This is a genomic window from Phocaeicola coprocola (assembly GCF_041333015.1).
Classification (GTDB): Bacteria; Bacteroidota; Bacteroidia; order Bacteroidales; family Bacteroidaceae; genus Phocaeicola; species Phocaeicola coprocola.
Map to the genome: position 1 here is coordinate 1156738 of NZ_JBGKGM010000004.1, position 26791 is coordinate 1183528.

Annotated in this window: 15 protein-coding genes, 1 tRNA gene and 3 pseudogenes; 9 read left to right on the forward strand and 10 right to left on the reverse strand. The window is 41.3% G+C overall.

Going from position 1 to position 26791, the window contains the following annotated elements:
* Positions 1-312: 312 nt before the first annotated feature.
* The 9 genes and pseudogenes from ACDG22_RS15660 to ACDG22_RS15700 all read right to left on the reverse strand — a co-directional run bounded on the left by ACDG22_RS15660 (position 313) and on the right by ACDG22_RS15700 (position 15471).
* Complete coding sequence (locus ACDG22_RS15660; protein ID WP_117922883.1) at positions 313-684, reverse strand: hypothetical protein; 372 nt, start codon at positions 682-684, stop codon at positions 313-315.
* Between the two features lie 198 nt (positions 685-882).
* On the reverse strand, positions 883-2691 hold the full coding sequence (gene ltrA / locus ACDG22_RS15665; RefSeq protein WP_118047455.1) for a group II intron reverse transcriptase/maturase: 1809 nt from the start codon (positions 2689-2691) through the stop codon (positions 883-885).
* Positions 2692-3241: 550 nt separating this feature from the next.
* Positions 3242-4399: a site-specific integrase gene (locus ACDG22_RS15670; protein ID WP_333558885.1), complete on the reverse strand. Its 1158-nt coding sequence runs from the start codon at positions 4397-4399 to the stop codon at positions 3242-3244.
* Positions 4400-4904: 505 nt separating this feature from the next.
* Positions 4905-6068, reverse strand: coding sequence for a carboxynorspermidine decarboxylase (gene nspC / locus ACDG22_RS15675; protein ID WP_270230532.1), 1164 nt, complete (start codon positions 6066-6068; stop codon positions 4905-4907).
* A 14-nt stretch (positions 6069-6082) separates the two neighbouring features.
* Positions 6083-8437: an ATP-dependent helicase gene (locus ACDG22_RS15680; RefSeq protein ID WP_007571381.1), complete on the reverse strand. Its 2355-nt coding sequence runs from the start codon at positions 8435-8437 to the stop codon at positions 6083-6085.
* 245 nt (positions 8438-8682) lie between these two features.
* Positions 8683-10365 (reverse strand): annotated as a pseudogene (locus ACDG22_RS15685) (RagB/SusD family nutrient uptake outer membrane protein).
* A gap of 22 nt (positions 10366-10387) precedes the next feature.
* Positions 10388-13306 (reverse strand): annotated as a pseudogene (locus ACDG22_RS15690) (SusC/RagA family TonB-linked outer membrane protein).
* Positions 13307-13819: 513 nt separating this feature from the next.
* Positions 13820-15184 carry a PFL family protein gene (locus tag ACDG22_RS15695; protein WP_007571384.1) on the reverse strand — a complete coding sequence of 455 codons (1365 nt, stop codon included), beginning with the start codon at positions 15182-15184 and terminating at the stop codon, positions 13820-13822.
* Positions 15185-15198: 14 nt separating this feature from the next.
* Positions 15199-15471: an ACT domain-containing protein gene (locus tag ACDG22_RS15700; RefSeq protein WP_007571386.1), complete on the reverse strand. Its 273-nt coding sequence runs from the start codon at positions 15469-15471 to the stop codon at positions 15199-15201.
* Between the two features lie 158 nt (positions 15472-15629).
* Here ACDG22_RS15700 and ACDG22_RS15705 point away from each other — a divergent pair.
* The 7 genes and pseudogenes from ACDG22_RS15705 (at position 15630) to rny (ending at position 22777) form a co-directional block, all read left to right on the forward strand.
* Positions 15630-15717, forward strand: a tRNA-Ser gene (locus ACDG22_RS15705).
* Between the two features lie 431 nt (positions 15718-16148).
* Positions 16149-17364: pseudogene (locus tag ACDG22_RS15710) on the forward strand (transposase).
* A 93-nt stretch (positions 17365-17457) separates the two neighbouring features.
* Positions 17458-17913: a GNAT family N-acetyltransferase gene (locus ACDG22_RS15720; protein ID WP_007571388.1), complete on the forward strand. Its 456-nt coding sequence runs from the start codon at positions 17458-17460 to the stop codon at positions 17911-17913.
* A 199-nt stretch (positions 17914-18112) separates the two neighbouring features.
* Positions 18113-20260 (forward strand): M3 family metallopeptidase, encoded by a 2148-nt coding sequence (locus tag ACDG22_RS15725; RefSeq protein ID WP_007571389.1) that lies wholly within the window; start codon positions 18113-18115, stop codon positions 20258-20260.
* A gap of 260 nt (positions 20261-20520) precedes the next feature.
* On the forward strand, positions 20521-20814 hold the full coding sequence (locus tag ACDG22_RS15730; RefSeq protein ID WP_007571390.1) for a hypothetical protein: 294 nt from the start codon (positions 20521-20523) through the stop codon (positions 20812-20814).
* Positions 20815-20833: 19 nt separating this feature from the next.
* Complete coding sequence (locus ACDG22_RS15735; protein ID WP_007571391.1) at positions 20834-21133, forward strand: cell division protein ZapA; 300 nt, start codon at positions 20834-20836, stop codon at positions 21131-21133.
* A gap of 108 nt (positions 21134-21241) precedes the next feature.
* Positions 21242-22777: a ribonuclease Y gene (rny, locus tag ACDG22_RS15740; protein WP_007571392.1), complete on the forward strand. Its 1536-nt coding sequence runs from the start codon at positions 21242-21244 to the stop codon at positions 22775-22777.
* 344 nt (positions 22778-23121) lie between these two features.
* On the opposite strand, the gene ACDG22_RS15745 is transcribed toward rny, so the two are convergent.
* The gene (locus ACDG22_RS15745) at positions 23122-23967 is read right to left on the reverse strand and encodes a patatin-like phospholipase family protein (protein WP_040312216.1); all 846 of its coding nucleotides are present in this window, start codon (positions 23965-23967) and stop codon (positions 23122-23124) included.
* Positions 23968-24088: 121 nt separating this feature from the next.
* On the opposite strand from ACDG22_RS15745, the gene ACDG22_RS15750 reads away from it, so the two are divergent.
* Together ACDG22_RS15750 and ACDG22_RS15755 are read left to right on the forward strand one after the other, a co-directional pair.
* Positions 24089-25483 carry an aminopeptidase P family protein gene (locus ACDG22_RS15750; protein ID WP_007571398.1) on the forward strand — a complete coding sequence of 465 codons (1395 nt, stop codon included), beginning with the start codon at positions 24089-24091 and terminating at the stop codon, positions 25481-25483.
* Positions 25484-25520: 37 nt separating this feature from the next.
* On the forward strand, positions 25521-26717 hold the full coding sequence (locus tag ACDG22_RS15755; protein WP_007571399.1) for a C1 family peptidase: 1197 nt from the start codon (positions 25521-25523) through the stop codon (positions 26715-26717).
* Positions 26718-26791: the final 74 nt, after the last annotated feature.

Consider the following 26791-nt stretch of genomic DNA (forward strand, 5'->3'; position numbering starts at 1 on the left):
AATACAAAACTCAAACCTACGCAGAATGGAGAAGTTTGAACCGACAGTGTTAAAAGATAGAAAATCAAGGTGTTTGATGTAGCTTTGGGGAATAAGGTAAAACGAAAAATCCCGAAGAAAGGCTTACAAAGAAACCGTTCCTCGGGATGAACAAAAATGTATTCCTGTATGTCATACGTTTTACATGTCATACGATAAACATATAAAACGTATGACATCAAAAGTTCTGCTTTTTCTCACGACAACACTTCTCGATACGACAATGAATCAGTACGACAGCACCTCACTAAACTGCCAAGTATTCAATCATATTTAGCTAAAGGTGTTTGTACCTCCATAGAGTTGTAGGATTATGGTACTTTTCTCTTTTGCTCCGTACAATCTCTTGAGGATTGCATCACGAAGTTGTGCTGCGCCAAAAGAGTGGAGACGAAAGCTAATGGTAACTATCATCGGAAAACTATACAGCGTTTGCCAAACGCCAACGGAAGTTTTGTCCTTGCGTTGAACTTCTGACATAGACAGCATACCTTCCTTATATATGGCTCGTATCACAGAGTTGAGTTTGGGAGCTGTGGCATGAAATATATTCACCAACTCGCCTTCACCCATCCACAAGTTCTCTAAGTTGGACGGAATGGAAAGTGTCCCATTTCCGTCCATAGTGATAATTGTCCTTTTCATACCATTCCTCCTATTACAGGCAAATGTCCCTTGATTCGACTTTCAAAAACAGATATGTCATGGTCAAGTTTGTTACTTGTCACCTGTAGGCTCGGCAAACAACGCCTTTCCGCTTTACAGCGGTAGGTTTTCGTTTGCCTGCCCCCGAACCGTACTTACACGTCTCCATGTATACGGCTCTCCATCTGTAACATCATCTTACTTGACACATCTCTGGATTTTTGCGTTACACTCCGCACATACAACCAAAGTCTTTCTGTGCATGTAGAGCATTTTGCGTTCCCAGTCATTTTTACCTTTTAACTCTTTGAGTGTGCGGACATGGTGCATTACCACTTCTCCGTGCTTGCCACATAGTTCGCACGTTTTTGTTGTAAGCCTTTCTATCAGACTCAACGATGGCGTTTTGAACATGTACGGCAGATTGTCACTTGGGGCTGTTTCACAATCCGTTTTACGGGCATACCCCTCATTATAGAATACCCTGTACTTGGTTTCTCCTCCCTTGTTTACAAAAGGCACTGCAAAGAGATTGTCCTTGCGGTATCTTTCAATGACTTTTCTCACTGACATATTCAGCTTTTGAGCAAGAGTTTTGTACATGGAGAACTTCATAATACAGCCGAAAGAGCGTCCCAAAGCCGATGCATTGTTTGCTATTGAGTAATAGTTGTAGAACCCTCGTATTTCGGTATTAAACTGAGATACAATCTCGTGCGCTTCATTGTCAATCATATAAGTCCTGCCTTTTGACACCCATGTCTCCTTGCCGTGTTTGGTGACAACTTTCATGGCTTCGAGGCTGAGCAGCTTGTTCTTGATTACTTCTCTTGAAACGTGCAATATCACGTTCCCATTGAAGTATCTGCGCACTGTTCCGTTACTGTTTCTCTTTGTGGCATAGTCTTTACGGACATATATTTCGTAACCCAAAAATTTTGCGCTGTCTTGTGCATTTGTAATCAAAGTCTTTTCCTGTGACATCTCCAGTCTTAACTTTTCCTGCATAAACTTAGTGATGTCAGCTTTGATTCTCTCACATTCGTTTTTCGTTCCGATAACTCCGATAAGGAAATCATCGGCATAGCGCACGTATTTCAACCTGCGAAAGTTTACATCCATATCATTGCCACTTGGCATTGTAAGTATCAGCTTCTGCTTTTCGTGCAGTTCTTCTACCATCCTTGTTCTTACGTTTACATCCTCTACTTCATTTATCCTACGTTTTAGGTAGTGTACTCTGCTGTTGAGTTTGCAAATATCCTTGTTGCGGCTTCTTGCTGTCCCTTTATTGAATTTGTTGGCATATTCATCCATGTACTTATCGAACTTGTCTAGGTATATGTTTGCCAAAATAGGGCTTATGATACCACCTTGCGGTGTCCCTGAATAAGTCTTGTTGAATTGCCACTCTTCCATGTACCCTGCATTGAGGAATTTCCGTATCAGACGAAGAAATCTGTCGTCTGCTATTCTGCCTTTCATTATTTCTATCAGCACATTATGGTCTATGTTGTCAAAGAAGCCTTTTATATCTCCCTCAATGAACCATTTTGCACCGTTGAAATTGTTTTGTAGACTTTTCAGTGCTGTGTGGCAGCTTCGGTTGGGTCTGAAACCGTGCGATGTCCACTCAAAGTGTCCCTCATATATGGCTTCAAGCACCATTCTTACTACCTCTTGAACCAATTTGTCTTCAAAAGACGGTATTCCTAGCGGACGCATCTTCCCATTCTTTTTCGGAATGTAAGTTCTCTTTGCAGGATTGGGACTATAAGTCTCATCCTTTATACTCTCTATGAGTTTGTTTATCCTGTCAATGCTCATTTCATCCTCAGTTTTGCCATCTGTGCCGGGTGTCATGTTGCCCGGCTTTGCACACATACGTTGGTAGGCGACAAAGAACATCTGTTCATTGAATAGAATACGGTAAAGCCTTTCGTATTTATACTCGGGCTCATTGCTGTGTCCAGCTAAAATGTTTAATACTTGCTCTGGATTTCTCATACGTCTCTCACGTTTTCCGTTGTTTGTATTAAAGTTACAGACTACTTCCCTTCGCCATGTACAAGGCTTTCCCTTGCTCGGACTACTACGGAAGTTCCGTTACCATATCGGATATTCAAAAGCTTTCTTTATAGCTGTTTGTTCCAGCGTTCCGACTTAGGTAATCCCCAGTTAGTTCTCTTAATAACTATTAGCACGACATACTGTCGGATGCGACTTTCGTTCTTGTCCGCTTATTGCGGCTGTGTCATAGTCGGTTCTTTATGCTCTGCACTAACGCACAAAATAGGCAGAGTACTATGAAACAACGTATGTATAATAGTCTTCCGTTGTTGCAAGATTTGGTACCACTGAACTATCATTCAACCAATCAAGGCTTCATCCTTATGTATGTCTTTTCGTCTTGCCCCTCAGTCGCCACCTGACTATTAGTGGACTTGGAGCTTTAATCAGTATGCTACACTCCCCATCGGGTTTCCCCTTTGGATAAACTGATTGACGATAGGATTATATCGAACCCAATCCTAACTTCTTGCTAAAGAAGTATTTATTAAGCGACCATTCTGGGCGCACTGGCGTATATCTGTGTTGTGGTGATGTTCGTGTGACCGAGAATCTTGCTCACGCTCTCTATCGGCATACCATATTCTAAAGCCAAAACTGCCCAACTATGACGAGATACGTGGAACGAAACTTGCTTTTTGATACCACACATTGCAGCAACTCGCTTGATATGCTTATTGATAGTTCCATGGTCACCAATATGGAATAAGTGACAGTCTTTTCTGAATGATTTGTATCTCTCAATAATCTGTATAGGTATATCCATCAGCTTGATTTGGAATGGTACACCTGTCTTCTGACGCTTCGACACAATCCAAGGAGCACCATTAACTATACAGATGTTGTCCTCCGTCAAGTTCTTGATGTCTATGAAAGAGATACCTGTCCAACAACCAAAAATGAAAAGGTCTCTCGCAAAAGCCATGTTTGGGCCTTCCAACTTTATCTCAGTCATGGCGGTTAGCTCGTCCAATGTCAAGAACTCACGTTCCTTGTGGTCTGGGTCAACATGGTACATGGCAAATGGATTTCTCGGTATCTTGCCATTGTAGTGTGCGGTCGTAACGATATGTTTCAGCGGAATGGAGTAAATCCAAATGGAGGACTGCGCAAGTCCTACCACATTCTTCAAGTACAGACAATAGTCACGGATGAACTCCTCGGTAAGCTCATTCATGGACATGTCGCTGCGCTTGTACTGATACTTGATGAACTCGGCAACATACTTTCTCACCGTTAGGTACTTGTTGTAAGTAGTCTTTGCCCTGTCCTTGCCGACACGCTTGGCAAAGGCGGCGTTCTCCTTGTCAAAAGCTCTGAGCAAAGTCTCGTACTCCGTGCCAATGCCTTGGTAGGCATTTCTCACCATTTCAGCGGTAACGAACGCCTCACGGTCGGAAAGACGTTGGTAATGCTTGGCGATTTGCGCCTTGATGTTGTCAAGCACGAAGTTCACCTCCTTGGCTTCCTTACTCTTACCTATGGCTCTGTTGCCCTTGGCATCCCAGATAGCCTTGGTAACGCTCTGCTTGCAACTGAACTGTGCGATAGTTCCGTTGATTGTCACACGTCCCATGATAGGGACAATTCCGTTTCTCTCCTTGCTTCCATTTACATAGAAGACTGTCTTGAAAGTGCATCTCATAATTCCTTACTTTTTTGTTCGGTGCAAAATTAAACTATGAGAGCTGCATGGCAAAATTGAAACCTACGCAGAATGGAGAAGATTGAACCGGCACCGTTAAAAATGCTTATTAGGGCGTTTCCATTGGGTAATGATTTGAAAGCGTTTCTACTTCTCTAATCTGCTTTTTCCTCATTTCCTTGTCACTGCCAACTAAAGCCAACGACTGCCACAACCACTTGAAACTCAAAACAAATGCTCTATTTCGCTATTTTTTGCCTTTTTAGGCGTTCTTTTCCTCCAAAAACAAGATTCAGGGAAAGTAGAAAAAAACTTCAGCATATTTAAGGAAAAACATCTCGATATTTTTTTATTTTTTGTACAAAAGCCAGCAACCTTTGTACGATTTTTTTTGAAAGATAACGACAGCTATCCCAACCGTCAGGCATCTTCAATAAAAAACGTCCGCACAAGCCTGTTCGAAGGTGTACGGACGCTATGACTTACAATCAGAAGTAACTTATAATCAACACATTCTGTCGCGATAATCTTCATAACGGAAGGTTTTATACACCTCCAGTTCTCCATCAGTGTGGAGCAAAGCAACAGAAGGATGATGAATTCCATTAAACATGTTTGTCTTCACCATCGTATAATGAATCATATCTTCGAATATGATGCGTTCGCCTATCTGCAATTCATGATCGAACTTCCAACTGCCCATATAGTCACCACTCAAGCAGCTGTTTCCGCCCAAACGATAAACATGGTCCTCACGAGCAGCAGTCTTCACAGCATCAGGCGGAAGGGTTTCGGCATTGCGCACCTTAGGCTGATAAGGCATTTCCAGACAGTCGGGCATGTGACAGGTAAAGCTCACGTCAAGAATAGCCGTACGTATACCTCTGCTCTCTACCACATCGACAACCGATGCTACCAGCGGTCCGGTCTGCCAGGTAAAGGCTGATCCCGGTTCCAGAATAATCTGAAGATTCGGATAGCATTCACGCAAACCTTTCAACAGTCCGATAAGGTGTTCCACATCGTAGTCTTTACGTGTCATCAGGTGTCCCCCACCCAAATTCAGCCATTTCAATTGAGGGAACCAGCGAGAGAACTTTTCTTCAATGTGTTTCAGTGTACGTTCCAGCTCATACGAACTCGACTCACAATGACAATGACAATGAAAGCCTTCAATTCCTTCGGGCAAACGGTCGGGAAGCAAATCGGCAGTCACACCGAAACGGGTTCCGGGAGCACAAGGATTATAAAGTTCTACTTCCACTTCCGAATACTCTGGATTCACACGAATACCACAAGATACATGTTCCGGATAAGCCTTTGCCTGCGGATAAAAACGCTCGAACTGCGACAGCGAATTGAACGTAATATGACTGCTATACTTCAGAAAAGCAGGAAAATTGGTCTCTGTATAAGCAGGAGAATACGTATGAGCCTTGCTGCCAAACTCTTCGAAAGCCAGTCTGGCTTCGTATTCAGAACTTGCTGTTGTGTAATGAATATATTCACGGAATATCGGAAACGATTTCCACATGGCAAAAGCCTTGAAAGCAAGAATAATTTCCACACCGGCACGTTCTGCCACACTTTTTATCAGACTCAGGTTCTTTCTGAGCAAATCTTCTTCCATAACATAACAGGGAGAAGGAACTTTTGTTACATCCAACATATATTTATCAATCTTTATTCTATTATTTTAAACCGTGCAAACTTCAGCAGCAACTGCTTTTCTCCCGCATTACGGAAGCGTACCGTTGCCTTACAGTTATCTCCACTTCCTTCAACTTTAATAATCTCGCCTATACCGAAACGTTCGTGTTCTATCTGCTTTCCGGCACAAACTCCATTTACAGCAGGAGAAGAAGCAGAAGTTCCGACAGAAGTTTCCGCCGCAGGGATTCTACGCAGTACACGTGGAGCAGCCGGCTTGACGAAGCGACGAGGTTCTTCGGGAATTTCACCTCCATCAAACATCGACGGCGAATTACCAGATATATACCGCGGAGTGTCCGAATCCATTTCACGGCGAAAACGCTTCGCCCCCTCTTCTACCTTTCGGGAAACGATATCCTCCTGAGGCAGGTTCAAATATCTGGCATCTATATCTTTTAAGAAACGACTGGGATTACTGAATTCCACCTTACCGTATTTAAAACGAGTCTTGGCAAACGACAGAAAACAGTGTTCTTCCGCACGGGTAATAGCTACATAAAACAACCGGCGTTCTTCCTCAAGCTGCTTGTATGAATCGCCAGCCATCGGACTAGGAAACAAATTTTCCTCCAAGCCTACAACAAAAACATTCTTAAACTCCAGTCCCTTTGCCGAATGAATGGTCATCAATGTCACCTTGGGTGCATCATCAGCCCCTTCACTGTCCTGATCAGTAAGCAACGACACTTCCGACAAATAATCAGTAAGCAGGATATGCGTATTGCCTTCTTCTTCCCGACCGGCACAGAAATCGTGCATACCGTTTATCAATTCTTCAATGTTTTCCTGCCGGCTCAAATTCTCAGGCGAACGGTCCTGATAAATATCATTGATGATACCCGACTGACGGACAATGTCTTTTCCCAACTCGTAGGCTCCGGTATGCGAAACCGCTTCTACAAATCCGGCAATCAAATCACGGAATGCCTGCAATTTGGTGTGAGTGCCTTTCGTCAAAGATACTCCATAAGTCAGCGGTTCGTTCAACACCTTCCACAAGCTTACTCTATGCACATTGGCTGCATCAATAATCTTATTTAATGTAGTATTGCCTATCCCCCTTGCCGGATAATTGATAACACGCTTGAAAGCCTCCTCATCATTCGGATTGACAGCCAAGCGGAAATAAGCTATCACATCTTTTATTTCCTTACGCTGATAGAAAGACAAGCCTCCGTAAATACGGTAAGGAACTCCCCTCTTGCGTAATGCCTCTTCGAAGATACGGCTTTGGGCATTCGTACGATACAATACAGCAAATTCATCGTATGAATATCCTTTTTTGGTCCGGAGCTGGGCTATCTTGTTTGCAACAATCTCCCCTTCTTCCACATCGCTGTAAGCATTGAATACCGTAATAGGTTCTCCCTTATCGTTTTCAGAGAAAACTTCCTTACGTATCTGCTCCCTGTTTTTCTCTATAAGACTGTTTGCCGCCTTGACAATGGTCTGCGTAGAACGATAATTCTGTTCCAGCTTAAACAAGCGGGCATCCTTATATAAACTTGTAAACTTCAGAATATTGTCGATGTTCGCTCCGCGGAAAGAGTAAATACTCTGCGCATCATCACCTACAACACAGACATGGCGATATTTTTCTGTAAGTTGCAGTACAATGCAATGTTGTGCATAGTTAGTATCCTGATACTCATCTACCAAAACATAGCGGAAGCGAGAAGCATACTTGTCACACAGTTCCGGATGTGTCTGAAACAATATATAGGTGTAAACTAGCAAGTCGTCAAAATCCATGGCATCACTCTGCCGGCAACGCTCCCAGTATCTCCGGTAAATATCGCGCACAGCCGGTATTTTAGCAGCCTGGTCATTTTCATAAAGTTCACGACTGGCAGCATAGGCATCGGGAAGCATCAGATGATTTTTGGCATTACTGATACGCGACTGTACCACTCCCGGCTTATACACTTTATCGTCCAGCTGCATTTCTTTGATAATGGCCTTGATCAGACTTTTCGAATCGGCGGCATCATAAATAGTAAAATTTGCAGAAAAACCAATGGCAGCCGCTTCCGTACGCAAAATACGTGAAAAGATAGAATGGAAAGTCCCCATCCATAAGTATCGCGCACGTTCCGCTCCTACCCGACGCGCAATACGTTCCTTCATCTCACGTGCAGCCTTATTGGTAAAAGTCAGAGCAAGAATAGACCACGGCTCATAACCGTTATCCAGCAGATAAGCTATCTTATAAGTCAGCACACGGGTTTTTCCCGATCCGGCTCCTGCAATAACAAGAGAAGGACCATCATTGTATAACACCGCAGCACGCTGACTTTCATTCAGTTCATTCAAGTAATCTGTCATACAGGTTAAAATATTTCAGGCACAAAGATAGCACAAATCCAGCAGTGTTCTAATACATTTCCAAGCTACGCCTAAACAATTTTTCCAAACTCGAATATTTATTATAAAATCCCCAAAGCTTACTGCTACAGTAAAAACACGAAAAGAGGAAGTTCCCCGGCATTTTATCCGGTAGAACCTCCTTCTCTCTCTACAGACTCGATTATATAATATACCTTACTGAAAACCGAAAACCATCTTCTAAATTAAAGGTTTGGATTTTTAGCCGAATCAGTATCCGGATAAGGCATATATACCATCTTATCATTCCATGAGCCGCTTACTTCTACACCTTCTTTCACCTTTACTCCCGGCACTATTTCAATTTCAGGATTGCCCTGACGTTCTTCAAACGTTTTCTGTAGAAGTTTCATACGGAACTGGTCTGCCCGGCGAGTTACCATAGCAACCCAATAACCAGCAACTTCCCATCCATGTCCCTCTAAAGCAGCCTCAGCAAGCTGTGAAGCATTCATTGCATCAATATTTACTCCATTTATAACTTGCCATTTTCCATCATCTTCATACGTTTTTTCCTTTGTTCCATAGGTATCACCTACCATTCCACGCTTACGCACGTCTTTCAGACATTGTTTTGCCAATGACAAATCGCTTTCTCCCGCACGGGCAGCAGCTTCTGCGTACCACAGTTTCACTTCTGCATAGCGTATCAGACAATGACGATGCCCATTACACATATTCTGACTTGCAGGCAACGTATAATCATACGGAGCATCAATATTAGTCTTTGTCGACGGTTCCCAGTTTACAGAAAAGACGCTGAACATCGGATGACATTCCGGAATCACCCAACCGTCTTCTGATTTGTCATACCAGTTATGCAGTTCATACCCGTTTCCATCTTTATTGGGTTTCAGAATCTGTGGGTCATAAGTGGCATCCTTGCGAGGACCTTCCGGAAATTTCTGCCAGAAACGGATTTCTCCCCATGCATCTCACCATCCACCAAGTGATTCAAACTGATCACATGAAGTAAGTTGGGAATCTTGCACCCAGTCTACATTTGGAGAATAATTAATTCCAAGAATGGTTTCCTTATTATAGTTATTACTCATGGCATATACATCGTAAAAATTCTCATCCATACGAATATCATATATTCCATTACATTCACCTTCTATCACCTTCTTGGCTTCATCGGCTGCTTTTTTATAATAAGCAGTTCCTTTCCCTAAAGGCCATCCGGCCATAGCCATATACACAGCAGCACGCGTAGCCTCTACTGCTTGTTTGGTTACATATACATTTACACCATTCAAAAAAGCCGGTGCATTCTTATAACTTGCGGGTAGTCCTTCACATTCATCCGAAGTAAGGTCGGCTACAATTTGCTCGTACACCTGTTCTACACTGCTAGGTTTCATAGTGAAATCATCGTTTTCATTGGTCAGTGTCAATGGAATATCTCCGAAAAGGCGTACCAACGTAAAATAAGCATAAGCACGCCAGAACTTAGCCTGATCTATAGCCTGATTCAGCGATGCAGCATCAGTAGGAGTTTTCGAAGCGTTCTGTATAATAAAATTAGCAGCTTTTATAATTGCATAATGGTCGGACCAGCAATCTTTTACTCCTTTATTAGAGTTCACTGGAGCAAAACGGTCAATTTCTGCAGCGACCTGCTTGTTACTTCCCGGATTGGTCGTAATATCATCTCCCTGCCACTGAGGATACTGAGGATTGGTACGAGTTTGTGAATAATTTACTTTACTGTACAACGAATATACACTCATATCCAGTTCTTCCTGTGTACTGAAATAACCTTCTGGAGTAAGTTTTCCCTGAGGATTTTCCTGAAGCAAGTCCGAACAGGAAACAGTTATCAATGAAGCTGCCATGATACAGCCCAGAAATATCTTTGTTTTCATATCATATCAATTTGATTAAAGGTTAAAAGTTCATGCGCATACCGAAGGTAAAAGTACGAGGAGTAGGATAAGCTCCCATATCAATACCTGCATCCACATCCACATTATCATTAGAGAAAGTTGTTCCAACCGGATCCATACCCTTATAACCGGTAATAGTAAAGAGATTCTGGCAGCTTAGTGTCAAACGGATATCGGCAAACTTTGTTACTTTTTTCGACAGATTATACGATAAACTGATATTTTCCAGTCTTACATAGCTAGCATCTTCAACCCACTTGGTAGATACAGCCTGATAATTATTTCCAGCCACCTTCAGCCCCGGATATATAGCCGACTGTCCCACCTTATCAAAATTATCAGTATAAGCCTCACGTAATGTAATAAAACGAGAATCGCCTACCATTGAAGCCATTGTAAAACGTGCCAGATTCAATCTGTCAGCTCCGAAGGCTCCGTTGAAGAATAAGTTAAGATTCCAATTTTTGTAAGTCAATGTATTATTCCATCCTACAGTAAAGTCAGGAGTTGCCTTTCCGATAACCCGACGATCGGATCCATCAATTGTTCCGCTATTATCCATATCCTGATAAGTATCCTTACCAGATTCATCAAGCCCTGTCCAGATATAACCATAGAAAGATCCGATTGCATATCCCGGCTTAATGATACTAGCCTCATCCACCATACCTGAAGCCGGCTTTGAGCCGAAGAAATAATCGTTTTCACCTCCAGCAAGTTTTTCTACACGATTCTTCAGATAAGTTCCGTTTACAGTTGTCGACCAGGTAAAATTCTTATGCTGAATCAAATGTGCAGTCAGTGATATATCTACACCTCGGTTACTGATTTCTCCATCATTCACCCAATAACTTGCACCACCTTTATAATTAGGCATTGTCTTTTTAAGCAAAGCATCGGTAGTGCGCTTATCAAAGTAATCGACACTCATTGACAAACGGTGATTGAACATTGAAAAATCCAGACCAACATCAAACTGGCGAGTCTTTTCCCATGTAAGTTCAGGAGTTGCAATATCATTAGCCCAATAACCGACATAGTCACTGCTTGTTCCAAAATTATATTTAGTCTGCGTCATCAGTCCTAAAGTAGAATACGGATCAATAGCCTGATTACCCACGATACCAAAACTAGCACGCAGTTTCAAGTCTTGTACAGCCTTGACATTCTTCATGAACTTTTCATTACTGATAGTCCAGGCAGCAGCTACAGAAGGAAAGAATCCCCATTTATTTTTAGAGAAGCGAGAAGAACCGTCAGCACGGAAAGTACCTGTCAGCTGATAACGGTCGTTATAATTATACATCACACGCGTTACTCCGGAAACCAGTGCCCAGTTCTGTATACCATTACTTACATCGCGGCTTTGAGCCATACTTGCATCCCACCAACCGACAGATTCCGTCAAAAGATTTTTTCCGGAAATATTCATCAGACGTTCCTCATACTTCGTTACTTCGTATACGGCAGTAGATGTCAGCGAGTGCTTATTCCACTTACCCATGTAAGTAAAGTTATTAGAACTCTGCAACATCATACGGTAGGTATCACTATTTCCCATGCTGTTCGACGGATTCACCCGTTTAGAAGAAAAACTGTATGATTTGGCATCGTAATAGTCAACACCGTTAGTTGTCGTAAAAGTCAGTCCTTTTGCAAGATTAAAACGCAAATCTACGTGTCCGGTAAACACATCAGTCATAGTTTCTCCACCTTGCAAACGCAAAATACCTACAGGATTGCTGGCTATGGAGTTAATAGGATCCTTCGCATAATTATTACCATCCATCATCTGCATAGTAGGAGAATAGTTCATGGCAATCCAGATCGGATTATCTTTTCCAGTAGCAAAAGATCCTCCTTTACGTATATTATGCGAAGCATTGACATCTGCCGTCACATGCAGCCATGGAGTAACTTGTGACGTAACATTAGCTTTAGCCTGATAGCGTTCATTCTTCGACTCTATTACAACTCCAGTCTGTCCCATATAGTTGCCGGACAAATAGAACTGAGTCTTATCATTACCTGACGATACCGCTACTTTATAATTCTGAGTAATACCTGTACGGAAAATTTCATCCTGCCAGTCTATTCCTGGATTCGTACCATTCAAATAAGCAGACATCTCATCTTGCGTTTTCTTTCCAGCATCGACCAAAGCCTGAGCATATTCACGTGAATTAAGCAAATCATAGCGTTTATATACATTTGCAACTCCAAACGAGGCATCCAAAGTTACTTGAGTAGCTCCAGCCAACCCTGTCTTAGTCGTAACCAATACAACACCGTTTGAACCACGAGAACCATAGATAGCTGTAGAAGAAGCATCTTTTAAGACTTGCATAGACTGTATATCCTCTGGATTAATGCCATCCAAACCACTTTCCCGTACAATACCATCCACTACATACAAAGGATCATTACTTTTATTAATAGAACCAGAACCGCGCACACGAATCTTTACGCTACCGCCTGGCACACCACTGTTTTCCACTTGTACACCAGAAACACGTCCTTGCAAAGCATCCGAAACCTGCGTTATAGGCTGATCCTTAAAGCTTTTATTATCAAGTACAGCAACCGCTCCTGCTACATCAGCCTTACGAACAGCTCCATAACCAATAACAACAACTTCATCCAAAGTTTCAGTATCTTCTTTCAGGACTATCTTTGCACCATTTTGATTTTTAGCCGAAACCTCCTGTGATACATAGCCTATATAAGAAAAAACTAAAACAGCATTCGGAGATGATAAGCTTAAAGAAAAGTTTCCTTCAAAATCCGTTATAGCACCATTTTCAGTACCTTTTTCTACTACATTTACTCCAATCAACGGATCACCATTTACATCGACAACAGTACCAGTAAATCCTGTAACTTACTGAGATACATAAACTTCAGTAACATTCGCAGCCATTGCTTCTGCTGCAGAACTAATTGCGACAAACAAACTAAGGGCAATGGGGACAGAGTGTAAAAGTCTCCTTGTCCAAGGAGAGTTCACCTCCCGACAAAATTGATTCTTTTTCCTGCAAAAATTAAGGTTAACTATCAAAGTATTATTATCACCCGGATGCAATAATTAAATACAATAATTGACTTTAATAGGGTTAGTTAAAGTTTATTTTTGTTTTCCGCAAAGAAAGAATTTAATTTTAAAATCAGCAAGAATATCAGTAAAATATTTTCATTTTTAACCAATAAATAATGATAACATTTAGAAATATCCCGATAGTTTTATAATTCTTTTTCAAACAAGATCTTAACCTGCCTTCAAAATACTTTCAGAAGACCAAATAAAACACACAAGTAAAATAATTAATTGCATTTTATTATTGAAATATAAAGACTCGCTTGTCTCTCGAAACAAAAAAATCAGCCGAATTCTTTTCTATCGAATCCGGCTGATCTCTCATATAAAAAGCAATAATTAATTTTTAAAGCTATGAATCGGCGCAGGAATACGTCCCTTACGATTTACAAAAGCCTCACAGCTAAAACGGTTGACAGGCATCACAGGAGCATATCCCAGCAATCCACCAAACTCAACAGTATCACCAACCTCTTTACCCACTACAGGAATAATACGCACGGCGGTGGTTTTCTGGTTAATCATACCAATAGCTGTTTCATCGGCAATAATACCCGAAATAGTTGCAGCAGATGTAGTTCCTGGGATAGCAATCATATCCAAACCTACTGAACAAACACAAGTCATCGCCTCCAGTTTTTCCAAAGTTAAAGCACCGGCTTCTACCGCATTTATCATACCCTGATCTTCACTGACAGGAATAAATGCTCCACTTAGTCCTCCAACATACGATGAAGCCATTACTCCACCTTTCTTTACCTGATCGTTCAACAAAGCAAGAGCAGCTGTGGTTCCAGGTGCTCCCGGATGTTCCAAACCAATCTCCTGTAATATTTCGGCTACACTATCACCAATAGCCGGAGTTGGAGCAAGTGACAAATCAATGATACCGAAAGGAACGCCCAAACGGCGAGAAGCTTCCTGTGCAACCAGCTGTCCGACACGTGTAATCTTAAAGGCTGTACGCTTGATAGTTTCACAAAGTACCTCAAAACCTTCACCACGTACTTGTTCCAATGCGTATTTCACAACGCCCGGTCCGCTGACACCAACATTTATAATAGCATCGTCTTCCGATACTCCATGAAAAGCTCCTGCCATAAATGGATTATCATCGGGAGCATTACACAATACGACCAGTTTAGCACATCCCAAAGAATCACGCTCCTTAGTCAATTCCGCAGTCTCCTTGATTATTTCTCCCATAAGGCGAACAGCATCCATATTGATGCCTGTTTTAGTCGATCCCACATTCACTGAGCTGCAAATACGTTCCGTACAAGCCAAAGCCTTAGGAATAGAACGAATAAGCAATTCATCGCTTCGGGTCATGCCTTTCGAAACAATAGCAGAATATCCTCCGATAAAATTCACTCCCAATTCTTCTGCAACCCGGTCTAATGTCTGTGCTATCTTTACATAATCATCCGGAGTATGGCATGCAGTACCGCCAACCAATGCTATAGGAGTAATAGAAATACGTTTGTTTACGATAGGAATTCCATACTCCTTGGCAATATCCTCTCCCGTTTTTACCAGATTTTTAGCAAAGCGGGTCATCTTATTATATATATTCTGACAGAGAACATCCAGATTACTGTCGGCACAGTCCAACAAGTTTATTCCCATAGTAATGGTACGTACATCCAGATTTTCTTTCTCTATCATCTTATTGGTTTCGAGAACCTCGGATATATTAATCATAGCAATACTGTTTTTTAGATACGATGCATTTTATTGAATATTTCCTCACGCTGGCATTTCACCTGTACTCCGATTTCATTTCCGGCTTCTACCAGTTCAGTTACTATTTGCTCGAAAGGCTTTTCTATATTCGCCAGATCTACAATCATCATCATATTAAAATACTCCTGAACAATAGTCTGAGAAATATCCAATATGTTTACATTATTTTTAGCAAGATAAGAACATACCTTTGCTATGATACCCACTGTATCTCCACCTACTACAGTAATAATCGCCTTATTCATAATCAAGTTTTCTAAGTGTTATTAATTTTACAAAGATATGTATTTATTATCAAAAGCCACCTCTCTAAAAACTTTTTTTACCCAAATGCTTGCTTATTACAAAATTTTACGTACCTTTGCATCGCTTTTGAAAGGAAGCACTCTTACAAAAGAGTTTTGGAGAGGTGGCAGAGTGGTCGATTGCGGCGGTCTTGAAAACCGTTGTACCGCGAGGTACCCGGGGTTCGAATCCCTGTCTCTCCGCCAATAAGAAGTGTAAATCAAGCATTTGCGAGGTTTACACTTTTTTTTATATTCTGAATTAGAATCTCTATCTGTTTTATTGGAGCATCCAACAACTGAAGTATCGTACAAGTCTATATACATAAAATGGTTCCAATAAATATTATTTTAATACAGAACTATAAAATTCAGTTTATACTTGTTGAATAAGCTACAGCTATCTAATTTTCAATACTTCGGTAAATTTTTACCGAAAAATTAAAAGTTAAACAATAGAACCGGCAAAAGCTGGTTCGGAAACACTAAAGAGGTCATTGAAATGTTGTCAAAAACGAATGGTTAAGCATGAAGAAATGTGCTGAAAAAAGAGAGCTAACCTACTGATAATAAAGGAGGAAAGTATTGCATAATTCGTTATTTCTTAGTAAATTAGAAGTTTCTGAACTCTTCTGATTATGACTAAAGAAACACTCCTTATGCAATACCAATCCGAGTGCCTGTCGGCTCTCAAATCAGTAGCGAATATACACAAACCTTTTGAAAAAGCATTCATGGACACCATGAAATTATTCATGGCCATCCCGGATCGTATAAACTTCCTCCAATTGGGCAGATATGGCTGTTTCTCAGAACAGACTTATCGTAACCTTTTTGAGCATGAAACTTTCGACTGGTTTGCGTTCAACGGATCTATCATCAGCAAGCATCTCACAGGCAAAAGAAAAGCCATTGCCATCGACCCTTCCTATATTCCCAAATCAGGCAAGAAGACACCTTGGATAGGTTACTTCTGGTCTGGTTGTGCAGGAGAGTACAAGCGAGGATTGGAAATCATGGGCATCGGTGTCATTGACATCGACAACCATGAATGCATGACTTTAGGTTCCATTCAGACACCGGATTGTAAGACCTTGGATAATATGGACAAGAACCTTGTTGACTGGTACAGCTGCTATCTTATCAGCAGAAAAGACAAGCTGCAAAGCATATCCAAAACGGTGGTTGCAGACGCATTCTTTTCCAAGGAAACTTTCGTAACGCCTATGTGTGAGAACGGTTTCCATGTCATCAGCCGCTTTAGGAATGATGTTGTCCTGTACTATCCGACATTGGAAAAGAAAACAGGAAAACGTGGTCATCCCAAGTGGTTTGACGGCAGGATTGACTTTGCCAATCTGGATTTGACCCGGTGCAAGGAATACGAGGTGAACAAAGGAAAGCTATACGGATTGAGGGTTTATGCTAAAGCTTTCAAAAGGTATGTTTCCTTAGCCGTCTGGTATCCGATGGACGGAAGAACAGACAAGTGGCAACTTTATTTCTCTACAGACGATTCCATGGATGGACGCGAGGTGCTGGATTATTACAGAACCAGGTTCCAGTTGGAATTTCTTTAGAGATGGCAAGCAGCATGCAGGAATCACCAGCTGCCAGTCTACCGACTTCAGGAAATTGGATTTTCACTTCAATGCATCGCTTGCTGCTGTCAACTTGGCCAAAGCGGCATGTAAGAGGCTCGGAATAACCTATTCCATATCCTCCTGCAAGTCTTTCATACACAATGCTTATATGCTTGAACGATTTATTTGCGTGTTTGGGATTAGCCCAGACCCGCAAGTTATTGACAAACTTTTCAAAGAACTCATTTTATTTACTGCCAGAGCCGCTTAGGCGTGGCGAACTTTTAACGAACTATTGTAATTTTATGACTTCAATAAAAAAAGTATTTTATAGCACATCAAGCCATTTACATAAAAACTGAATATGATAAATATATACCCTATTTTCTACAACAAAAAGCAATATCTCGATTTACTGCTCCTTGCTGATGAGCAAGAATCCATGATCGATCGCTATTTAAAACGCGGAGACATGTTCGTTCTAGCTGAAAACAATGAGATAAAAGCTTCATGCGTTATAACCGAAGAAGGTAAAGGTATCTACGAAATCAAAAACATTGCTGTCTATCCACAGTTCCAGCGTCAGGGATATGGAAAAAAGTTGATATTCTTTCTTCTGAAACATTATAAAGCCCGATGCCATACAATGCTTGTCGGAACCGGAGACTCTCCTATAACTATAGCCTTCTACAAGAATTGCGGATTTGTATATTCACATCGGATACCCAACTTTTTCACCGACAATTATGAGCATCCGATTTTTGAAGCAGGTAAACAATTGAAAGATATGATTTACCTTAAAATTAGCATAAGTAAATAAGGAGCAACGTAAAAATCTAAGAGATTCGTCGACTAAAACATAGAGTTTCTCTAACCTATACAGAAAGAATTATACACTTACCTAAAAACGAAAAGCATCAAATATAAAAACAGGCAATCTGCCCCACTTGTTAAATTCCTGACATTTCGTTATATTTGCGCTCAAAGATTATAACAATTAACATACCTATTTTAACAAAATGAAGAAATGTTTATTCACAGCCGCCTTCGCTCTGGCATTGGGAGGAAGCAGCATGGCACAAAGTACCAATCCATTTCTATCAGAATCGTATGGTACTCCGTATGAAATTGCTCCATTCGAAAAAATTACTATCGACAACTACCGTGAAGCGTTCCTGAAAGGAATGGAAGAACAGAAACAGGAAATCAATGCTATTATCCGAAATCGCGCAGTACCCGACTTCGAAAACACTATCGTTGCACTCGACCGCAGTGGAGAACTGCTTACTAAAGTAGAATATGTTTTCGGACCTATCGCTAGTAGCAACTCAACCGAAGAGACTCGCGCTTTGGAAAAAGAACTGTCTCCATTATTTTCTGCACACAGCGATGATATTTACTTGAATCCATTGCTTTTTGCAAAAGTGAAAGAAGTTTACGACAATCAGAAAAAATTTGGATTAGATAAAGAACAGACCAAACTACTGGAAAATGTGTACAAGCGTTTTATCCGTGGCGGCGCTGGATTAAATGATGAGCAGAAAGCCGAATTACGTAAGCTGAACAGTGAAATATCACTGCTGGAACTTACATTCAGCCAAAACCTGATGCACGAAACCAATAACACATTTGTTACAGTCGACAAGCTGGAAGAACTGGAAGGACTTCCAGAAGCAAATATCGAAGCTGCCGCTAAAATGGCAGAAGAAAACGGACAGAAAGGAAAATGGATGTTCAATATGCAGCGTCCAAGCTGTAACCCTGTTCTACAATACTGTAAAAACCGTGAATTGCGTCATCGCGTATATGATGCATATTACAATCGAGGAAATCAGAACAACCAGTATGACAATAAAGAAATATCCCGCAAACTGGTTACTTTACGCTTACAAAAAGCTAAGCTGATGGGATATGAAGATTATGCTTCTCTTGCCCTCGACAATCGTATGGCAAAAAACGAACAGAATGTATACCGCTTGCTCGACCAGGTATGGACTCCTGCTGTAGAAAAAGCTAAAGAAGAGCTGAATGATATACGTGCTGAAATAAAGAAAGATGGCTATAACTTCGAGCCGGAAGGATGGGACTATATGTACTATCTTAATAAAGCTAAACAAGCCAAATATGCTATCGATGAAGATAAAGTTTCAGAATACCTTGAAATCAACAATGTACTGAAAGGTATCTTCTATGTAGCAAATAAACTTTATGGCTTGACTTTCAGAGAATGTACAGATAAATTCCCTGTGTATGAAAAAACAGCTCAGTCATGGGAAGTGATCGATAAAGATGGTAAAGTACTTGCCCTCTTCTACAGCGACTATTACCCGCGTGACGGTAAAGGAGCCGGAGCCTGGTGTACAGGTTTCAGAGATCAGAGCTATAACGGCAATGAACGAGTTCTGCCAGTGGTTGTAAACGTATGCAACATGACAACTGCAAGCGGTGACAAACCTGCTTTGCAAAGCATTGACAATGTAACAACCATGTTCCATGAATTTGGACATGCCTTGCACAGTTTCATGTGCGACGTACACTACCCGGGAGTTTCCAATGTTGAACGCGACTTTGTAGAACTTCCTTCGCAAATAAATGAGCACTGGGCATTCGAACCGGAAGTGCTGAACATCTACGCCAAACACTACAAAACAGGCGAAGTAATACCAATGGAACTGGTAAAGAAAATAGAAGAAAGCGCTAAATACGGTCAGGGTTTTGCTACAGTAGAATATCTGGCTGCTTCGCTTACAGATATGGACTTACATACACTGAAAGAAGTTCCTTCTGACCTGAATGTTATGGAGTTCGAATCTCAAAAACTGAAAGAACGCGGAATTCCTTCACAAATCTATCCACGCTACCGTGTTACCAATTTCAGTCACACAATGGGAGGTGGATATACAGCCGGATATTACAGCTATATGTGGGCTGAGGTATTAGACTGTGACGCATTTCAGGCTTTCAAGGAAACAGGTGACATCTTCAACAAAGAAATGGCAGACAAATTCCGTAAATATATCCTGACACCGGGTGGCATCGACGATGGCATGACTATGTATAAGAATTTCCGTGGCCGCGAACCTAAGATAGATGCGTTACTCAAAAATCGTGGTTTACTGAAAGAAGAACCTCAAACACTAATCAATGGAGATATCGAAAAAAGATAAGCATCTCTAAGATATAAGTAAAAAATCGCTTCGGAGCATCTTAACATAAAGAATCCGAAGCGATTTTTTCATTTTTATTCATTCCATGTATAACCTTTATACATCCAATTCTTTTAACAACAAAAAAGTGTCAACATTCTGATTCCACCCGAAAATTTGCCCAATATCCCTTAAATTTTATCCTATTTAAAAGAAAATATGAGCAAAAATTTTTGTGTTTCTCTTCAATCCACTATATTTGTATACAATTTTGGTACAAAATGACGGAAGAAGACAAAAAGCTATTGAATACTTTCGAAGGGAAACTGAGGCATTTTATGTATTTATATGAAGAACAACAAAAAGAAAATGCATCTCTCCGTCAACTTCTTGCTGAAAAAGAAGTTGAAATAGCCGAACTTCAAAATAGCCGAAAAGAATTGGAAGCCATGTATACCAATTTAAAAACAGCTCGCATAATCAGTATCAACGACAATGAACTCCGAGATACCAAACAACGATTGGCGAAGCTTGTGCGTGAAGTCGACAAATGTATCGCTTTGCTGAATGAATAATTAAAACGGTGAAAAGAGCATGACGGACGACCAAATGAAAATACATCTGCTGATTGACAACGAACGATATCCGCTCATCATTAAACGTGAAGAGGAACAACTATATCGGGATGCAGCCAAACAGATTGATTATAAACTAAACAAATACCGCAATAAGTTCCCTAATTTCAATACTGAGAAGTATTGGGTTATGACAGCCCTGGAGCTGGCTTTTGAAAATATGTCTATGAAAGACCGTAATGATACCACGCCTTATCTGGAAAAGCTGAAACAACTGGAACAAGATATAGACGAGTGTATCGGTAAAAAGAGTGAGTAAGCGTTTAGTAAACGAAAGATAGAAAACATTTGCGCACAAGCTTGACGTCAGGAAAACAACCTGACAGAAAGTTTGTGCGTTTTTTATTTATATTTTAAACTACTTATAATGTTGACATTAGTAATATTAACGGTTATCGCCTTTCTGATTGGAGGGGCACTTTCATATTGCTTTTTCAAGTATGGCTTGAAAGCGCGATATGATAAAATTATAAAGGAAGCGGAAACAGAAGCTGAGGTTATAAAGAAAAACAAACTTCTGGAAGTAAAAGAGAAATTCCTGAATAAAAAGGCTGATCTGGAAAAGGAAGTTGCTCTTCGTAATCAAAAAATTCAACAGGCAGAAAACAAGCTGAAACAGCGCGAAATGGTGCTGAACCAGAAAAATGAAGAGTTGCAGCGTAAACGCAACGAGAATGAAGCCATCAAGGAAAATCTGGACGCACAGCTGGTTATCATTGAAAAGAAGAAGGAAGAATTAGATCAGTTACAATCACAGGAACGTGAGAAACTGGAAGCACTTTCAGGACTTTCTGCTGAAGAAGCAAAGGAACGTCTGGTAGAATCGTTGAAGGAAGAAGCCAAAACTCAGGCTCAATCTTACATCAATGACATTATGGATGATGCTAAGCTTACAGCAAACCGTGAAGCTAAACGCATCGTTATCCAATCTATCCAGCGAGTTGCTACAGAAACTGCTATTGAAAACTCTGTAACGGTATTCCATATCGAATCAGATGAAATAAAAGGACGTATCATTGGTCGTGAAGGCCGTAACATCCGCGCGCTGGAAGCAGCAACCGGAGTAGAAATCGTTGTAGACGACACACCTGAAGCAATCGTATTGTCTGCATTCGACCCTGTCCGCCGTGAAATTGCACGTCTAGCCTTACATCAGTTGGTTACCGACGGACGTATTCATCCGGCACGCATCGAAGAAGTTGTTGCAAAAGTGCGTAAGCAAGTAGAAGATGAAATCATCGAAACAGGTAAACGTACTACAATCGACTTGGGTATTCATGGCCTGCATCCTGAACTGATCCGTATCATCGGTAAGATGAAATATCGTTCTTCTTATGGACAGAATCTGTTGCAGCATGCACGCGAAACAGCCAACCTGTGTGCTGTCATGGCTTCGGAACTGGGACTTAATCCGAAAAAAGCTAAACGTGCCGGATTGTTGCACGATATAGGTAAAGTACCTGATGAAGAACCAGAATTGCCACACGCACTGCTTGGTATGAAGCTGGCTGAAAAATATAAGGAAAAACCAGATATCTGCAATGCTATCGGAGCTCACCACGATGAAATAGAAATGACCAGCTTGCTGGCCCCTATCGTACAGGTATGTGATGCTATCTCTGGTGCACGTCCGGGAGCACGCCGCGAAATCGTAGAGGCTTACATCAAACGTTTGAACGATTTGGAACAGCTTGCAATGTCTTATCCGGGTGTTACAAAAACTTACGCTATTCAGGCAGGTCGCGAGTTGCGCGTAATCGTCGGTGCAGACAAGATAGACGACAAACAAACAGAAAGCTTGTCTACTGAAATAGCTAAGAAGATTCAGGATGAAATGACTTATCCGGGACAGGTTAAGATTACAGTTATCCGTGAAACTCGTGCGGTTAGCTTCGCAAAATAAACAGCTAATAACCGAAAATGAAAATAAACTCCGGTTCTGTCAAACCGGAGTCGACAATAAAAACAAGTGCGGCAGCCTTCCTCTATTGGAAAGCTGCCGTACTTGTTTTTGAGCTACCAAAAGCTGTTTTCTAATTTCATTTCTGCTCTGATTGGGAAAGATTGAAAACTACTTTTAAAATTTCAAATATGCTTTTTTTACTTTTATATCCTTTGCAAGAAAATAAGCACGTAAAAAAGGGAATGGTAGACATCCTACATGAAGGAAAGCTGGTATCAAAAACCCTCTTAATTTCCGACAAAGAACATCAGTATTGATACACTATAAAAAGCCTATACAGTTTTTTACAAGAACTGCCCCATGACTTTTTCTGCGCATGCATAACCTTCTTCATACAGACTGGTCAACTTCTTGATATCCTTCTCTATACGGTTGACAACAACCCGTTGTTCGGGACGGATTGCAATGATCCGACCTTCATCCTCCATCCGTTCAATCATTTCCAACTGTTGATTATAAACCTGACAACGCCGGCTTAACACAACGCGCAACCTTGGATAACGTGTATAAATAAACCGTGGTACCCGAATATCCTTCTCCGATTTACGATACCCTCTGTTCCGTGTCAATACGACGACATTGCGTTCATATCCCTGTTCTATGGCACGCAGTACAGGTATCGAATCGACTATTCCTCCGTCCAACATCGGACGTCCGTCGACATACGTAATGGGACAAACATAAGGCAAGCTGCTCGAAGCTTTTGCTATCGCCAGCAGGCGCTCTTTATCTTTCTTTTCTTCCAGGTAACAGGGACGTCCTGTCACACAGTTTGTTGTAACCATTTCAAACCGTGCCGGATTTTCATAATATGCCTGATAGTCGTACGGAAGCAATTCTTCTGGAAAAATCTCGTACAATAGTTTTTGGTCTAGTATGCTATGCTGATACCACAAATACTTCAACCCGATATAATGATACTTTGCCATCATATCGATATTGCTATATTTGGCACGTCCACGCTGATGCGACATGTAAGAAAGTCCGTTACATGCTCCAGCCGAAACACCGATACCATATGGAAACTCGATATGATGATCCATGAAATAGTCTAATACTCCGCAGGTAAAAACCCCACGCATGCCTCCTCCTTCAAGAACAAGGCCCATATTCTTCAAATCTAGTTTCATAACATACAATAGTTTAGTTTCACAAAGATACATTTTTTAGGAAAATGGTTAGGACATAATTCAATTTAATTTCCTACTTTTGCAACACTTATTACAATAATTTCACTTTAACAATTACAATATGTTCGAATCATCAGTATACCGCAATCGCCGTAAGGCACTTAGAGAGAAAGTCAGTAGTGGTATTATCCTGATACTGGGAAACAATGAAGCCCCTGCCAATTATCCCGATAATACATATAAATTCCGTCAAGACAGCTCGTTCCTCTATTTCTTCGGACATTCACATCCCGGATATGCAGGAGTGCTGGACGTTGATGCTGAGGAAGATTATTTCTTCGGCGATGACGTAACGATGGACGACATTATCTGGATGGGTCCTCAGCCTAGTGTAAAGGAACTGGGAGAACGTGTAGGAGTGAAAAAAAGTTTTCCGTTTGCACGACTGAAAGAAGTAGTAGGAAAGGCCATATCACAACGACGCAAGATTCACTTCCTGCCTCCTTACCGCTACGACAACATGATGCTTCTGGAAGATTTGACCGGAATCCGTGCTTCCATGACCAGACAACATGCTTCATTGGAGCTGATAAAGGCTGTAGTAAGCCTGCGCTCAGTAAAAGAAGCATGCGAAATTGAGGAAATAGATAAAGCCTGCAACATCGGTTACGAAATGCATACGGCTGCCATGCGCCTGTGCAAACCGGGAGTTTCGGAACAATATATTGCCGGCATACTGGATGGTATTGCTGCATCATACGGAAATATGGTATCGTTTGCCACTATCCTTTCACAGAACGGACAGACACTTCACAATCATGACCACAGCCAGATTCTTCAGACAGGCCGTCTGATGCTGACTGATGCAGGTGCAGAAAGCGTTACCAACTACTGTTCCGACCATACCCGAACCATACCTGTAGGCGGTAAATTTACTGACCGCCAACGTGACGTATACAGCATCGTACTGGCATGCCACGACCGTGCTTTGGAACTGGCTCGCCCGGGAGTTACTTACAAGTCTGTCCATCTGGATGTCTGCAAGGTGCTGGCGCAGGGATTGAAAGATCTTGGATTGATGAAAGGCAATGTAGATGATGCCGTAGCAGCAGGAGCTCATGCGCTGTTCATGCCTCACGGTCTGGGACATATGATGGGAATTGACGTTCACGACATGGAAGATTTAGGACAGTGCTACGTGGGTTACGACGATGAAACTCGTCCTTCCGATCAGTTCGGACTGGCTTCTTTGCGTATGGGACGTCGTTTGCAGGAAGGCTTTGTCATCACAGACGAACCGGGATGCTATTTCATTCCGGCACTGATCGACAAATGGAGAGCAGAAAATATTAATACTGAATACCTGAATTTCGATGCTATAGACAAGTTCAAGGATTTCGGTGGCATCCGTCTGGAAGATGATATTCTGATTACTCCGGAAGGTTCACGCTTTACTGGCGACAAGCGTATTCCTATTACCATCGAAGAAGTGGAAAAGATTATGAATGAACAATAATAAATAAACAAATAATAATTTAACCCTAAAAGAAACAATGAATAAACTTGTTGCGATTTTAGCTTTGGGTGTATGCTTCAGCAATGTATATGCTAAAGGCCCCAAAAAGAACAAAGCTGAAGAAGAAGGCTTTGTGTTTACAACTGTAAAGGAAAACCCTATCACTTCTATCAAAGACCAAAACCAGTCAAGCACTTGCTGGTCGTTCTCAACACTGGGATTCCTCGAAGCAGAACTGTTGCGTGCAGGAAAGGGAGAATTCGATTTGTCTGAAATGTTTGTTGTACACAAAACAATGGAAGACCGTGCTGTAAACTATGTACGCTATCACGGTGACGCTTCTTTCTCTCCGGGTGGAAGCTTCGAAGATATCGTAGTTTGCTACGAAAAATATGGTATGGTTCCTCAGGAAGCTATGCCGGGTATCATGTACGGCGATTCACTTCCTAACCATAACGAACTGGATGCTGTAGCTTCAGGTTATATGAACGCTATCGCTAAAGGCGGATTGAAAAAGCTGTCTCCGGTTTGGAAAAACGGTATCAAGTCTATTTATGACACATACTTGGGAGAATGCCCGAAAGAATTTACTTACAAAGGTAAGACTTATACTCCGAGAACATTTGCCGATGAAGTATTGGGTCTGAACATGGACGACTATGTTTCACTGACATCTTACTCTCATCATCCGTTCTACACTCAGTTCAATATCGAAGTACAAGACAACTGGCGTAATGCACTTTCGTACAACTTGCCTATCGACGAACTGATGTCTGTTATGGAAAATGCAATCAACACCGGCTATACTTTCGCATGGGGTGCTGATGTAAGTGAACAAGGCTTTACTCGTGATGGTGTAGCTGTATGTCCGGATGCAGAAAAAGGCGCTGAACTGACAGGCTCTGATATGGCACGTTGGTTAGGTATGAGCCAGGCAGACAAACGTAAAGAACTGACAAGCAAACCACTTCCTGAAATCACTGTAACTCAGGAAATGCGTCAGGAAGCTTTCGACAACTGGGAAACTACCGATGACCACGGAATGGTTATCTACGGTATTGCAAAAGACCAGAACGGAAAAGAATACTTCATGGTAAAAAATTCATGGGGAACTGAAGGCAAGTACAAAGGTATCTGGTATGCATCAAAAGCATTTGCTGCTTACAAGACTATGAATATTTTGGTAAACAAGCATGCCATTCCTGCTGACATAGCTAAAAAATTGGGATTATAATTAGTTAATATAGACCAATTATAAATAATTAAGCGGCTAATCTCCGAAAATAAATAGGAGATTAGCCGTTTTTT